Source organism: Streptomyces auratus, assembly GCF_050433025.1.
GTDB classification, from domain to species: Bacteria; Actinomycetota; Actinomycetes; order Streptomycetales; family Streptomycetaceae; genus Streptomyces; species Streptomyces sioyaensis.
Genome location: NZ_JBNGCB010000003.1, coordinates 72,423 through 85,640, shown reverse-complemented (window position 1 = coordinate 85,640; position 13,218 = coordinate 72,423). Strand labels below are relative to the sequence as shown.

General features: G+C 70.7%; 10 protein-coding genes, 1 tRNA gene and 1 other RNA gene. 9 read left to right on the top strand and 3 right to left on the bottom strand.

From position 1 onward, the window contains the following. Positions 1-12: 12 nt before the first annotated feature. Positions 13-111: signal recognition particle sRNA small type (ffs, locus tag BKA18_RS19905), an RNA gene on the bottom strand. A 131-nt stretch (positions 112-242) separates the two neighbouring features. Here ffs and BKA18_RS19900 point away from each other — a divergent pair. The 3 genes from BKA18_RS19900 (at position 243) to BKA18_RS19890 (ending at position 3,561) form a co-directional block, all read left to right on the top strand. Then, positions 243-330, top strand: a tRNA-Ser gene (locus BKA18_RS19900). A 337-nt stretch (positions 331-667) separates the two neighbouring features. Further along, positions 668-1,207: a hypothetical protein gene (locus BKA18_RS19895; protein WP_366044067.1), complete on the top strand. Its 540-nt coding sequence runs from the start codon at positions 668-670 to the stop codon at positions 1,205-1,207. Between the two features lie 107 nt (positions 1,208-1,314). Next, a complete protein-coding gene (locus tag BKA18_RS19890; RefSeq protein WP_366044066.1) occupies positions 1,315-3,561 on the top strand; it encodes an NACHT domain-containing protein in 2,247 nt (748 codons plus the stop codon). A 305-nt stretch (positions 3,562-3,866) separates the two neighbouring features. On the opposite strand, the gene BKA18_RS19885 is transcribed toward BKA18_RS19890, so the two are convergent. Continuing rightward, on the bottom strand, positions 3,867-4,769 hold the full coding sequence (locus BKA18_RS19885; RefSeq protein WP_366044065.1) for a hypothetical protein: 903 nt from the start codon (positions 4,767-4,769) through the stop codon (positions 3,867-3,869). A gap of 1,135 nt (positions 4,770-5,904) precedes the next feature. Between BKA18_RS19885 and BKA18_RS19880 the strand changes: the two genes are divergently transcribed. From BKA18_RS19880 to BKA18_RS19855, 6 genes are all read left to right on the top strand, one after another. Further along, positions 5,905-7,203, top strand: a complete 1,299-nt coding sequence (locus BKA18_RS19880; protein ID WP_366044064.1) for an erythromycin esterase family protein — start codon at positions 5,905-5,907, stop codon at positions 7,201-7,203. A gap of 632 nt (positions 7,204-7,835) precedes the next feature. After that, a complete protein-coding gene (locus tag BKA18_RS19875) occupies positions 7,836-7,970 on the top strand; it encodes a lasso RiPP family leader peptide-containing protein (protein WP_107452766.1) in 135 nt (44 codons plus the stop codon). A gap of 178 nt (positions 7,971-8,148) precedes the next feature. Continuing rightward, complete coding sequence (locus BKA18_RS19870; RefSeq protein WP_366044224.1) at positions 8,149-9,972, top strand: lasso peptide isopeptide bond-forming cyclase; 1,824 nt, start codon at positions 8,149-8,151, stop codon at positions 9,970-9,972. Positions 9,973-9,977: 5 nt separating this feature from the next. Beyond that, positions 9,978-10,232: a lasso peptide biosynthesis PqqD family chaperone gene (locus tag BKA18_RS19865; RefSeq protein ID WP_366044063.1), complete on the top strand. Its 255-nt coding sequence runs from the start codon at positions 9,978-9,980 to the stop codon at positions 10,230-10,232. Continuing rightward, the gene (locus BKA18_RS19860) at positions 10,229-10,660 is read left to right on the top strand and encodes a lasso peptide biosynthesis B2 protein (protein WP_366044062.1); all 432 of its coding nucleotides are present in this window, start codon (positions 10,229-10,231) and stop codon (positions 10,658-10,660) included. Before BKA18_RS19865 ends, BKA18_RS19860 begins: the two co-directional genes overlap by 4 nt. Before the next feature lie 122 nt (positions 10,661-10,782). Beyond that, on the top strand, positions 10,783-11,412 hold the full coding sequence (locus BKA18_RS19855; RefSeq protein WP_366044061.1) for a hypothetical protein: 630 nt from the start codon (positions 10,783-10,785) through the stop codon (positions 11,410-11,412). Between the two features lie 58 nt (positions 11,413-11,470). Here BKA18_RS19855 and BKA18_RS19850 read toward each other — a convergent pair whose 3' ends face one another. After that, the gene (locus tag BKA18_RS19850; RefSeq protein ID WP_366044060.1) at positions 11,471-13,126 is read right to left on the bottom strand and encodes an APC family permease; all 1,656 of its coding nucleotides are present in this window, start codon (positions 13,124-13,126) and stop codon (positions 11,471-11,473) included. Positions 13,127-13,218 lie beyond the last annotated feature (92 nt).

Genomic DNA, 13,218 nt, shown 5'->3' with positions numbered 1-13,218 from the left:
ACCGGCCCCGCAAACGCAAGCGCCCCCCACGCACCCGCCAGAGCCGACCTACCCTTGCTGCCTTCCGGCCCTGGGGGAGTTCAGTCAGATAGCGCCACGTGAGGGGCTGCGCACCACACTAGCTGATTCCCCGCCCGAGAAACGACCCGCACCCCCACCCCCGACCCACTCCGCTCCCTCCCGGACCCCCTCCTCCGGATCATGTTCGCGAGCACTCCCCAACGTCTTGTATTGTTTGCGGCGGAGGATTCGCCTAGTGGCCTAGGGCGCACGCTTGGAAAGCGTGTTGGGGGCAACCCCTCACGAGTTCGAATCTCGTATCCTCCGCCAGTGCTCTCACCGGGCACAACGTCGAAGGGCCCCACCGCTTGCGGTGGGGCCCTTCGCGGTTCTCCGTCTCAGTTGGCCTCTCGCCGAGCGAAGCGGGGTCCTGCCGACGTCAGCAGGACCCTCGGGGCCCCGGAAGGCTGCTCCAGCTCGTTTCCGACGAGGGGGATACCGCCGGATGATCGGCGCCCAGCTCAACGTCGCAGAGGCCCATCACCACCTCCGCCACGGCAGGGCCGGGTAGAGCCGGCGAGATCGGACTGTCTTCCGGCAAGCCCCTGCAGGAACCCCAGGTGCGGCGCTACCGTCCCAGCAGCATCTCCGACACTGGGAGGGCAGGATGCTCGATCAGGCGTTGATCGCCCTGGCCGCAGCCGGCGGCACCGCGGTGGTAACAGCGGCGGGAACGGATGCGTGGGCCGGGTTGCGGCGGGCGGTGGCGCACTGGTTCAGCAGAGGCGACGCCCTGCGCGAGCACGCGGAACTGGAACGCCTGGACCAGACCGCGACCGCTCTGCAACCCACCGACCCGGCCGAAGCCGCGCGGGCCCGGATCCGCCAGGAGGCGTCCTGGCAGGTCCGCATCGAGGCCATGCTGGAAAGCCTGGACGACGCCGAACGCGACCAGGCCGCCGATCAGATGCGGAGCCTGCTCGCGCAGCATGTCCCGCAAGGCGGCGTGAGCGCCGGGCCCGGGACGGTCACCGTCTCCGACGGCGGGGTGGCCGTTGGCGGGGACCTCTCCGTCACGGCCAGTGGCGCCGGCGCGATCGCGGTGGGCGGCAGCGTCACCGGATCCGTCGCCAGCAACGCTCCGCCCACGGACCCCAAGGGCGGGGCTTCCGCCTCCCCTCCCGTGCCGGGCCCGCAAGCGAGCTGAGCGGTCCCCCGGACGGCACTTCCAGCTCAGTGCGTGCGGCGGCCAGTGGCGCGGCGTCGACGGCTGTGGGTCGTGACTTCCATCAGCAGACACACCACCATTACTACGTGGGAGTGCCTGCCGGCCCCGTGGTGAGCGGTGTCCCCGACGGGCCCGGCGGTGGCGCACTTCGTGCCGATGGTGTCGATGCCTGGTGGGACCAGGGCCGGGACGCGATGCCGCTGGAGGTGGGTGACGCGCTGGCACGCGCAGTCCGCAGGCAGTGGCAGGAGGCCGCGCGGCAACGGAAGTTGCAGCAGGAGATCCCCGTCCGGTGGCACCGCACCCGACGCCCGGTCGCCGGTGAGGGAGTGGTGTGGGGAGACCCAGATCGGCCGCGTCTGGTCCGGTGGGTGCCGAACGTTGCCGCGCTCGGTGACGGTGCGGCGCGTGAGGGCGGAATCCCCGAACTTCTCTCCGTCTACGGCGGGGTGGCCTCCGGCCGCGTCGTCGTGCTCGGCGCACCGGGAGCCGGTAAGTCCGACGCGGCGCTCCTGACAGTGTTGCGCGCCCTGGACCACCGCGACACGCTGCGCGAGGACACCCGGCGTGCCCAGTGTCCGGTGCCCGTACTGCTGAGCATCGTCGGGTGGGACGGTCGCCGGCTCGATGACTGGCTCGCCGCCCGGCTTGCCGACGACTACCGCGTCGGGCGGAAGCAAGCCGAGGAGCTGATCGAGGGCGGGTGGATCTCGCTGTTCCTCGACAGCTTCGACGAGATGGCGGGCGATCTACGCCATGCCGCTCTCCGGGAGATCGACCGCGCCGCCTACCGCGTGGTGATCTTCTCCCGCCCCGACGAATTCGAAGCTGCCGTCGCCGACGGACATCTGCTCGGGGCCGTCGCCCTGGAGCTCTCCCCGGTACCCACGGCCGAGGCCGTCGCCTTTCTCCGGACCATGCCGGCACTCGCCCCCTGGCAACGGCTGATTACGCATCTGGAGAACGAGCCGGACAGCACGCTCTCGCAAACCCTCAGCACGCCGCTGATCCTGACACTGTTGCGCGACGCCTTCCCCCCACGCCGCATCACCGACCTGGACGACATGCTCGCCGGGCGATTCGTGTCCCGGCACGAGGTCGAGGAATACCTGCTCGGTCGGCTGGTGAAGATCCGCTACCGGCCTGGATCGTCGACGTCCCGGCCGGCGTATGAGCCGCGGAAGGCCGAGCGGTGGCTGGGCTACGTGGCCGGCCGGATGAACGAGCAGGAGACCTACGATCACGGTCGGCCGGCCAACGGGCGGACGTACAGTCTCGATTGGCGGCGGCTGCACTACTGGGCGTCACCCTGGCCCCGCATCGCCGCAACCGCCCTCACGGGTGCGCTCCTCGGCGCGTCCGGCTGCGTGCTGGCGTACGGTCCCGGCAGGCACATTGCGTGGGATGGCTTCCGCGGCATCGAGTTCGGGGCGGTCTACGGAAGCATTGTGGGTATCTCGTTCGGAGCGGGGGCGGGGGCCCTCGCCGAACTCCGCGACCCGGTGCCGCGCTGGCGCAAACGACTGCACGTCCAAGACGCCCCGCACCGACGGCGTTTCCATCCAGCGACCGGCATCCTGGTCGCGATTGCGGTCACGGTCATGGCCCTCCCCGACATCACCAATCCGGTCAGCTGGACCGTCGCGATTGCCGCCGGGCTCTTGACCGGCGCCCTGGCCGGCTTCGCCGCAACGCGCATCCCCGCGGCACCGGGATGGACCGGATGGTCCCGGTGGAGGGGCCTGCACTCCTGGCCGGTCCTTGCCCCCGCGGGCTTAGCAGGCACCTGCGTCGCCCTCTCCTTCTGGCAGGACAACGGCACCCCTGACCGGGGACTGCCCATCGGGATCGTGTCGATGCTCACCGTGGGCATCGTGGGCGTGGTGATCGTGGCCGCACGCCCCGCATCCCTCGCGGACCCAGTGACCGATCCGTACACATCGTGGCGGCAGGACCGCAACTTCGCCCTCGTAACGGGCACGATCTTCGGCTTCTGTATCAGCCTGGCCTTAGGAGTGAACCAGGTGATCGGAGCCACCAGCGAAGGTGCGGCGGCAGACGGCCCCGACTGGGGCACCCTCCCTTTCATCGTGATCGGCTTCGGCCTACCGTTCGCCTATGCAGGCGGGATGGCGATCTCCGATCACTGGCGGACCAGCCTGCTCTTCCTCCAACTGCGGCTGCGCGGCGACTTCCCACTGCTGGGCATGCGCTTCCTCAAGGACGCCTACGACCACCGCATCTTCCGCGCGGAAGGCGCCAGCTACCAGTTCCGCCACGCCCTGCTACAGGACAAACTCGCCCGCGACCAGGAACACTCGCCACCCCTGTGAAGTACCGCACGAGCCGCGCTGCCCGAAGTGGAGACGCCCGGACCGTTCACCGCACACCTGAAGCGGGTGGCAGCCTTCGGCCCGGTGCTCCTGGGCGTCCTGTCCGTCCTCGGCGTGCTCGTACCGCCCGTCGTCGGCCCGACCCCGGTCGAGGGCATCGAAGTCACCCGCCCACTGCGGATGTTCTGGTGGTTCTTCCCCCTGGAGTGCTCACCTCCCCACCCCGGCTCCGGCTGTTTCCAGGGCACAGGGCCCGAGGACCGCGGAGGCGCCCCGGCGGAACGGCGACGCCCCCGCGGCCTTCCTCAGCTCACGTGCAGGGTGATGGCAGCGGTATGGAGCGTGCCCGCGGTCTGGAACTGCAGGAACAGCCGCCAGTTACCTGACGTGGCCAGCTCGGCGTGGAACGACAAGCCGGGTCCGCCGTGGCCCCCGGTGACCTTGTTCTCCGGGTGGAGGTGGGCGAAGGCTTGATCGCCTTCGTGGAAGGCGGTCAGGTGGGCGTAGGAATCCAGGTACGGCTGGAGGTCGGTGACCGGCTTGCCGTCCTTGCTGACGGTCACGGTGAGGGGGTGGGCCATGCCCGCCATCAGCTCACCGTTCACGGTGACGGTGTAGCCGTCCACCGTGGTGGTCGTGGACGCCTTCGGCAGGGCGGTGGGGGCTGCCGGGCCGGGGACGGTGACGGTGCGGCTGAGCACGAAGTCCTGGCCCTTGCCCGCACCCGTCTTGGGCGTGAACTGGGCGAACAGCCTCCAGGAGCCGGGCTGGAGCGCGGCCAGGTCGGCCGTCCAGCTGCCGTCGCCGGCCATGGTGGGGTGGATGTGCTGGAAGCCCGTCAGGTCGGAGCGGACGGCGTAGAAGTGCAGGCGCTTGGTCTGCTCGACGGCGAAGTCGGTGACCGGCCTGCCGTCCGGGCCGGTGAGGGAAAACCGGTAGTCGGTCTTCTTACCGGACGGCAGCTTGGCGGTGTTCGAGGCCAGCTGGTAGCCGCCCTTCTGGGCGGCCAGGCCGTCCCCGGTGTTCATGTTCATGCCGGGCATGGAGGAGGGGTCGTGCCCGGCAGCGGTCGTGGACGCCGAGGCGGACGGCATGTCCATCCCCGGCATCGAGGAGTCGTGCGAGGAGTGGGAGCCGCACGCGGTCAACACCAGCGCAAGAGCACCGCCGAGGGAGGCCGCGACGAGCGTGCGGCGACGCGAAGACAAGCGGGAAACGAGCGACATCACGAGAGTCTTTCCAGGTGAGCGCACCACGCTCGGGCGGTGCGCGGGTGAACAGGACGCCGTATCGGGCCCAGGAGTGATCCCGGGTCCGGGCACGCCTGTCACGTCCGCGCGACGCACACGTGCAGCAGCACTCCTCGCCCTTCTCTGGGCGGTCCTCTCCATCGCGTCACTGCAGCCGCAAGCCGTCGGCCGAGGGGCTCCCACCCCGCGAAGACCACGATGGCCAGCGCGCCGACTGCCGGGAGTGGCAGCGATTGCTGTGCGGGGGTGGAGACGCACAACGTGCCGTCCATTCCGGCAGAGGTCATGGGGGACGCATCGGCGAGGTGCCCGGGGTGCCCTGTCGCCGGGTGTTCCGCGTGCGGACCCACCGCAGCGGGCACTGCGTGTGCCATGGGCATGGAGCCGGTCATCGCCCCGTGGCATCCGTCGGCCGCGGCAGTCGGCGAACCATGCATCAGGAACAACCCGAAAACGACGACGCACACCGCGAGCAGCCGGGCCGTCAGCAGCCGGCTCGACGTTCCGGTGCGGTCCATGGCAGGTGGTCCTTCTCCGACCTTCTGGTCGTCCGGCGGCGGAGGGCGTGAGGGCGTGAGGGCGACCATACCCCCACCCCGTAACCTCGGATCGAGGGACGGGTGGAATGTGACGCCCCTGACGGCTGCGGCCGAGGGACTCTCACTCGGCTGTCTCGATGTGTCCCAGCGCGTGACGACCGCACCCGTGGGCTCCGTGTGACAGCGGCAGGGCGGACAGCGGCCAGAGCGACGGGCAATCCCGGCTGACAGCCTGGACGTGCCAAGGTGGCGAGGCTAGCTCTTAAGACCTTGGGCGGGCTTCTCAGTTTCCGTCCCATTCAGCGCGCCCGGGCGGAAGCGAAGGCCTGCTGTGTGTGGCTGGATTTAATCGCCTGCGTGGGCAGGGGTGGCGACTCTACGCTGCGGTGGTGGCAGTAGGCAGCAATTTCCTCTGACGAGGTTCATCGACAGGCGTAACACGCCGGTGGCCGAGTGGCCCGGCGCCAGTTGCGCGTATGCAGCGTCGCGTTGCTGCGTCCGTTGCGCGGACGAGCAGCTTTTCCGAACCTCTTTGGTAAGAAGTGAGCCTTTCCATGCCTGATCAGCAGTCTTCCCGCAGCGTGCTCGCCGACTGGTTTCGCGGGCACGCCGCCACACTGAGCACCCTTGATCCGCACCATCCCGTCGACGATCTCGAACCGCTCCGGGAGATCGTCGGCAGCGCCCGCGTCGTCGCGGTGGGCGAAAACGCGCACTTCGTCGAGGAGTTCTCGCGCGCACGCCAGCGGGTGCTGCGTTTTCTCGCCGAGCGTTGCGGATTCACCGTCCTCGCCCTCGAATTCGGTTTCAGCGAAGCCTTCCGGCTCGAACCGTGGCTGCGGGGTGAGGGAGACGACGCCGGACTGGCGACGGTGAGTGCGGCCGCGGCCGATTGGGGTGCCGCCGACCTCATGCACTGGCTGCGCCATCACAACCGCACCAGCGGCCATCCCCTCCGCTTTGCCGGCATCGATGTTCCCGAAGCCGGCGGGCAACTACGGCCCGCGCTGGATCCGGTGGCCGACTACCTGCGCGAGGTCGACCCTGACGCCTTGCCCCTCCTGGATACGGTCCTGGAGGTCGGTGACCGGTTCCTCGAAGGATCCGGGTCCGGCGCCGCGGCGGCGCCTGCGTGGGCGCGCCTTGACCCCGCCGAGCAGAACGCGCTGACCGCCGCGCTGGCGCGGCTGCTGTTGCGGCTGCGGGGCGCCGAACCGCTCTACGTCCGCCGAAGCAGCCAACGCCGCTTCGACATCGCCCGGCGCCGGGTGGAAGCGGCGTGCCACACCGACTACCTGTTCCATGCGATGGCCGCCCTGCTGTCCGGCCGAGGCTCGGGTGCCGACCTGTCGGTGCGCGAGATCTACATGGCCGAATCGGTGCGCTGGCACCTGGATCGCGCCGCACCGGGAACGCGCATGGTGCTCGTGTCGCACAATGCCCACATCCAGAAGACGCCCGCGTCGTTCGGCGGCCCGCTCACCGCGCTGCCCATGGGCCACCACCTCCAGCGGATGCTCGGCGAGGACTACCGCTCGGTGGCCGTCACCCACACCACGGATCATGTGCCGGAGATGTATCCCGACGAAAGCGCCAAAGTCGGCTTCACCCTGGCCGACGCTCAGCTTGAGCCGGCTGAGTTCGGTAGCGTCGAGGCCGCGCTCATCGACGCCGGCCTGGGTGACGGGATCACGCTGACCGACCTGCGCCGATCGCCGCGTGACGCCCACGGGGTGCCGCTGCTCAACCGGCTCCGGAGCCAGAGTTCCAGCCTGTGCGCCCCGATCCCCGAGGCGTTCGATGCCGTGCTCGCCGTCCCGACGGTTACCCGGGATCGAACGGTGCACTTCTGACGGTCCCGTTGCCCATTCCGACGTCCCCCATTCCGAGAATTCCGAGAATTCCTGGAGTGGGCTGCCGGCAAACCGTCGAACGGGCTTTCCGGGGGTTCCCGTTCGATGACTGCCCTTCCTCGCCCTGAGGCCGGCCGGGGATATTCCAGGAGGCCGCGCACGCGGCTGACGCTACCTGGGGGGAGGGAATGGCCTGGGGGTTAGGGATGGGTCTGGCGTCTGTGGCCTGAGGCTTGTGGCCGGCCACTTGGGGTCTGGCGGTTGGGGTCTGGCGGTTGGGGTCCGGCGGTTGGGGTCCGGGCGCGAACTTACTGATGACGTAGGTGAGTTGGGCGACCGGCCGTCCTTGCTGCCGACGGGCGCCTGGCCGGCTGCCCTGCGTGTGACGTCTGGGTCGGCACGGGCACACGGACGCATCGTTCACCCACGTGGGGTAGTTCGGTCCCCGGACGGGATCTTTTTTCCATCTTCCGTTTTGTGGGTGGCGGATACAGGGAGCAGGTTTTCTTGCGAACTCGCTGTATTCCACTGGGCGGTGAGTGTGATTCATGCCACAGAGGCGGTGATCGCCCCGGTGCTAGGTTCCGTTGTCAGCAAGTCCGTATTGCTGGTGGCAAAAATCGGAGGTTGCAATGACCGAACAGTCCGAGCAGACACCCACGGAATACATTCCGCCGATGCTCGTCGAGGTCGGCGAGTTCACCGAAGACACGTTGGGCAACTGGCACGGCACGTCGCCCGACTGGTTCTTCAACTACTACTGGTAAATCGTCCGCCAGTAGTGACTGACCGACGGGGGAACCGGGCCTGCCTGTGCGGAGCCCGGTCTCCTTCTCCATTCATGAGGGCTCTGGCCTGCCGCCGCGTCGAGGCATTCGGTGCTTCCCGGCGGCGCGCTTCGGCCAGGGGACCGGCGGGGGGATGGCGAAGTTGAGTGCTGGGTTTGTGGTCCTGCCGGACACCGCCGACGGTGCGGAGATCCGGGCGCTCGTACCGTTCGCGCCTGCCCGAGTGATCACGCACGCCTCCGGGCGGCCGTGGCTGGTCGGCGAGTGGTCTCAGGGTCAGGTGAGGGTGGCCTCGGCGGGTCCGGTACGTCTGGCCGTGAGTGGCACGTGTCCGGTCACCGACGACGGGCTGGCGCGGATTGCCGCCCGTATCTCCCGGCTGCCCGAGGTGGACCGGGCCGTTCCCGCGCTGCTGGGGTCCTGCCACATCGTGGCATCGGTGGACGGGCACGTCCGGTTCCAGGGCAGCGCCTCCGGGCTGCGTCGCGTGTTCCACACCCGGGTGAACGGGGTGCGGGTGGCCGCGGACCGGTCCGATGTGCTCGCGGCGATGACCGGTGCCGGGGTGGCCGAGGAAACGCTGGCGCTGCACGTCGCATGCGGTTTGCAGGTGCCCTTTCCGGCCAACGCGCGCAGCGCGTGGTCGGGCATCGGCACGCTCGCGCCGGAGAACTGTCTGCTGTGGGAGGGCGACCGGGACCGGGAAACGGTGTGGTGGCGTCCGCCCGAGCCGGACCGGCCGTTGAGGGAGGGGACGGCGGCGGTACGGGACACCCTGACTGCCGTAGTGGGCCGACAAGCGCCCGTCGAAGGCCGGTTGAGTGCGGATCTGTCCGGCGGGCTGGATTCGACGTCGCTGTGTTTTCTGGCGGCCCGGCACACACCGGAGCTGCTGACCTTCCGGTGGGGCGAGGCCGACGCGGGCAATGACGACGCGGTCTACGCGGGGCAGGCGGCGCGGCTGCTCGACCGTGCCGAGCACCTCGTCGTGCCGCAGCACGAACTCCCCGACATCTTCGCCGACCCGGCCCTCGCGGTGTCCGCCGAGGAGCCGCTGTCGCTGACGCGGGCGACGGCCCGGATCCGCCGAGGCGCCCGACTGCTCGCGGACCGCGGCTCCCGTCGGCATCTGGCCGGGCACGGCGGCGACGAGCTGTTCTCCCCGATGCCCTCCTATCTGCACCAGTTGATGCGCCGTCATCCGGTGACGGCGCTCAAGCACGTACGGGCGCACTGCGCGCTGAGGCGCTGGCCGCTGAAGGCGACGCTGGCCGAGCTCGCGCAGCCGGGAAGTCTCCCCGCGTGGTGGCGGGAGCAGGCCGGGCTGCTGACCGAGCCCCGGCCGCCGCTGCGGCGCCCGGCGCTGGGCTGGGGTCTGGGACCCGTACGTGCGGCGCCCTGGATGACCCCCGAGGGCGTCGAGCTGGCGCGGGAGGCGCTGCGCCGGACCGCCGAGCGGGCGCAGCCGCTCGCCGAGGACCTCGCCACCCACACGATGGTGCTCATGATCCGTTCGAACACGGCCAGTTACCGGCTGCTGGCGCGGCTGTACGCCGAGTCCGGTGTGGAGCTGGACATGCCGTATCTGGACGACGCCGTGATCGACGCGGTGCTCCGGGTACCGGCGCACGAGCACGCCGGACCGTGGCGGTACAAGCCCCTGCTGGCCGATGCGATGCACGGCATCGTGCCGGACGGCATCCGGGCGCGGTCCACCAAGGGCGAGTTCGGCGAGGACATCAGAAGGGGGCTGCGCCGCAACCTGCCCGCCATCCTGGACCTCTTCGCCGATTCCGAGCTGGCGGCCCGCGGCCTGATCGACACCGGCGCGCTCCGGCTGCGGCTGGGCGGACCGCAGCCGGACAACACCACCGCCCAGGCGCTGGAGAGCCTGCTCGGCTGCGAGACCTGGCTGCGCACCACGTCCGGCCCCGGCCCCATCCCCCGTGCCGGCGACGGCACCGTCCCCTCGGAGGTCTGATCCGTATGCGGCTCCATCCCGACGTCTCCATGACGGACACCGACGACGGCACGGTGCTGCTGCATCAGCGCACCGGCCGCTACTGGCAGCTCAACGTCACCGGCAGCCGCGTGCTGCACCGGCTGCTGGACGGGGACGCCCCCGAGACCATCGCCGACGGCCTCGCCGCCGCGCACGGCATCGACCCGCAGCGGGCCCGGCAGGATGTCGGCGCCGTGATCGAGCAACTGCGCACCGCCGAGCTGACGGTGGCCTCATGAGCCAGTCCATGACACTGGACCAGCGGGCCCGGCTCCCGCTGCTGCGCCGTCTGCTGCCGCTGCTGGCCGTCGGCGCCGCCCGGCCGCTCGCCCGCCTCAAGCCCGCGCGGCTGCGCGCCGTGCTCGAATTCGCCCGCCGTGGTGCGGCGCCGGCGAGTGCCGGGCAGGCGCAGCGGGCGCGCGAGCAGGTCGTCTCGGTGAGCCTGCGCTGTGCGGGGCAGAACTGTCTGCAGCGCTCGCTGGCCACCGCGCTGCTGTGCCGGGCCCGCGGGGTGTGGCCGACCTGGTGCACCGGCGTACGGACGCACCCGTTCACCGCCCACGCCTGGGTCGAGGCCGAGGGCCGGCTGATCGGCGAACCGCACCCCGAGGGCTATTACAAGCCGCTGCTGACCGTCCCGCCCCGCACCGGAGCCGGGGACCGCTGAGCCCCGGCAGCTGCCGATGCCGTCGGCGGCCGCCCGGACGTACCCGTTCCGTCCGCAACGATCGATCGAAGGGCTGATCTCGTGCACCCTCTCCCTCTCCCCCGGCAGGAGGTGGCCGCCCGATGACCACCGTGCACACGGACGGAGCGCCCCGCCCCGCGGCCGGCGCCCTCCGCCTCGTCGAGAGCCGCACCACCCGCCCCACGACGGTGGACTTCGCGGAGTATGTGCAGGCGATGTCCGTCCACTGCCCGTATCTCGCCCCCTCCGTGGAGCACGGGCTGACGGGGTGGACGGTGTACGAGGCGGCCGGGGAAGCGCCGGAGGTCGAGGCGGAGGTGTTCCACGCCGGGGTGCGGGCCGCGGAGTGGGTCCGGACCCAGCTGAACGGGCCCCGCGGTGCGCTGGTCTGCGAGAACATCGCGGTCATCGGCGCCGGCCGGGAGGTGCTGGCGTGGCCGCACTGGGCCCTGAAGAACCTCTACGGCCCCGTCGGGGTGATGTTCGGGAAGTTCCCGGTGGGCGATCAGGTCACCGACCACCGCGGCCGCCTCGTGCCGGAGCCGCCGGTCTCCTTCCTGGCCGTGCGGGTCGCCGTACGGGCCCGCGATCCGCTGTTCCTGAGCCGGACGCCGGACCTCGCCGCCCTCGTGGCGGAGGCGGCGGACGACGGCCGGGACGTCTTCGGGGAGCTCTCGCGCGAGTGGAAGGACGTGAAGCTGTGGGCGCAGCGCCGGCTGCCGCGGCGGTGAGGACGGCAGCCGGCCGCCGGCCGCAGGCCGTGACGGTCGCGTCCCCGAAGTAGTGCGCTCAGCGTCCGGAGGCGGCCGGTGGAGGTACCGACTCGCCCTCCTCCTCGTGTTCGACGGCTTCGTCCACCGCCTCGGGGGGCATGGCGAGGTGCACGGCGGTGTAGTGGATGACGAGGCTGAAGACGATCACGATGACCAGGTCCCACCAGGCGGGGAGGGCGCGGGTGCCGCCGTAGCGGCCGAAGCGGCCGATGAGGACCATGCCGCCCAGCCAGGGCCAGATCCAGGCGGCCGATCTGCCGCGCAGGACGCTGCGTTCGGCCGCCGGGATGCCGCGGCGGGTGAGCGCGAAGACGGCGAAGCCGAGCAGGGCGGCGGTCCCGAGTTTCCAGTCCGCCTCGTAACCGGACCAGTAGAAGATCAAGTTGGCGAAGACGAATCCTGCGGGGGCCATGGCCGTTCCGCGGGGCAGCCGGTAGGGGCGGTTGCGGCTGACGTCGCGTACACGCAGGGCGTGCAGGGACACCGGCGCGAACGCGTACATGATCGCCGCTGCCGAGGTGACCAGGCCGACCAGGGCCTGCCAGCTGGGGAACGGCAGGAAGGCGAGCTCGCCGACCACGAACGCGAGGAGGGTCGAGACGACGGGCACGCGGCTGCGGCCGATCTGGCTGAGGGGTCTGGGCAGCACCCGCTCGCGTCCCATGGCGTACGAGAGACGGGCGGCACCGGCCATGTAGACCAGGCCGGTGCCGGCCGGGGAGATCACGGCGTCGACGTAGAGGATGGTCGCCAGCCAGCCGGCCCCGACGGCGGTGGCGAGGGTGGCGTAGGGGCCGAAGTTGCCCTTGCCGACCGGGTTGTCCCAGCTGTGGGTGAGGGCTGTGGGGTCCAGGGCGGCGATGAAGGCGATCTGCAGCAGGAGGTAGAGCGCGGTGCCGATCGCCATGGCCACGATCACCGCCCGGGAGACGTCGCGCTGGGGATCGCGCGCCTCACCGGCCAGCTGGATGGCCTGCTCGAAGCCCAGCAGCGCGAACACCACTCCGGCGGGCAGCGCCGCGAAGACGCCGTGCGCCCCGTGCGGTGCGATGCCGCCGCCCGCGGTGAAGTTCGATCCGTGGAAGGCCAGCGTCATCAGCACCACGACGGTCAGCAGCGGTACCGCCGTCTTCACCACGGCGGTGACCGAGTTGATCCCGGCCAGCAGCCGTACGCCGAGGACGTTGATGAGCGTGAAGAGCAGCATGAAGAAGGTCCCGATGACCAGGCCCGCGGAGGTGAGGGTGCCGTTGGGATGCAGCAGGTGCACCCGGTCGCGGACCCAGCCGATGCGGTCCAGGTACGAGAGGGTGGCCTCGACCTCGATCGGCGCGATCAGGACCGACCGCAGCCAGGACATCCAGCCCGCCGTGAAGCCCACCAGGGGGCCGAAGGCGAAGAAGGGGAAACGGGCGGTGCCACCAGCGATCGGGTAGGTGGCGCCCAGCTCCGCGTGGGCCAGCGCGAGCACGGCGAGCATCGCCGAGGCGAGCACCCAGGAGATCAGCGAGGCCGGACCGGCGATGACGGCGGTGGTGAGGGCGCCCAGCAGCCAGCCGGAGCCGATGATCGAGCCCAGGGAGATGAACATCAGCCCCCAGAACCCGACCGCCCGGCGGAGGTGGCGGGTTCCAGCGGCGCCGGCATTCCCGGCCGCGGCCGGCCTCGTCACGCGCGCTCCTGGTTCACGCCACCATCTTGGGGCCGGGAGGCGGGCCTGACGGGACCGACGCGCTGGGTGTCACCCTGTGTACTGCGGGTGAG

Coding starts and splice junctions, on each gene's coding strand:
- BKA18_RS19895 (WP_366044067.1), top strand. CDS start 668: ATGCTCGATCAGGCGTTGATCGCCCTGGCCGCAGCCGGCGGCACCGCG.
- BKA18_RS19880 (WP_366044064.1), top strand. CDS start 5,905: ATGCCTGATCAGCAGTCTTCCCGCAGCGTGCTCGCCGACTGGTTTCGC.
- BKA18_RS19875 (WP_107452766.1), top strand. CDS start 7,836: ATGACCGAACAGTCCGAGCAGACACCCACGGAATACATTCCGCCGATG.
- BKA18_RS19865 (WP_366044063.1), top strand. CDS start 9,978: ATGCGGCTCCATCCCGACGTCTCCATGACGGACACCGACGACGGCACG.
- BKA18_RS19860 (WP_366044062.1), top strand. CDS start 10,229: ATGAGCCAGTCCATGACACTGGACCAGCGGGCCCGGCTCCCGCTGCTG.
- BKA18_RS19855 (WP_366044061.1), top strand. CDS start 10,783: ATGACCACCGTGCACACGGACGGAGCGCCCCGCCCCGCGGCCGGCGCC.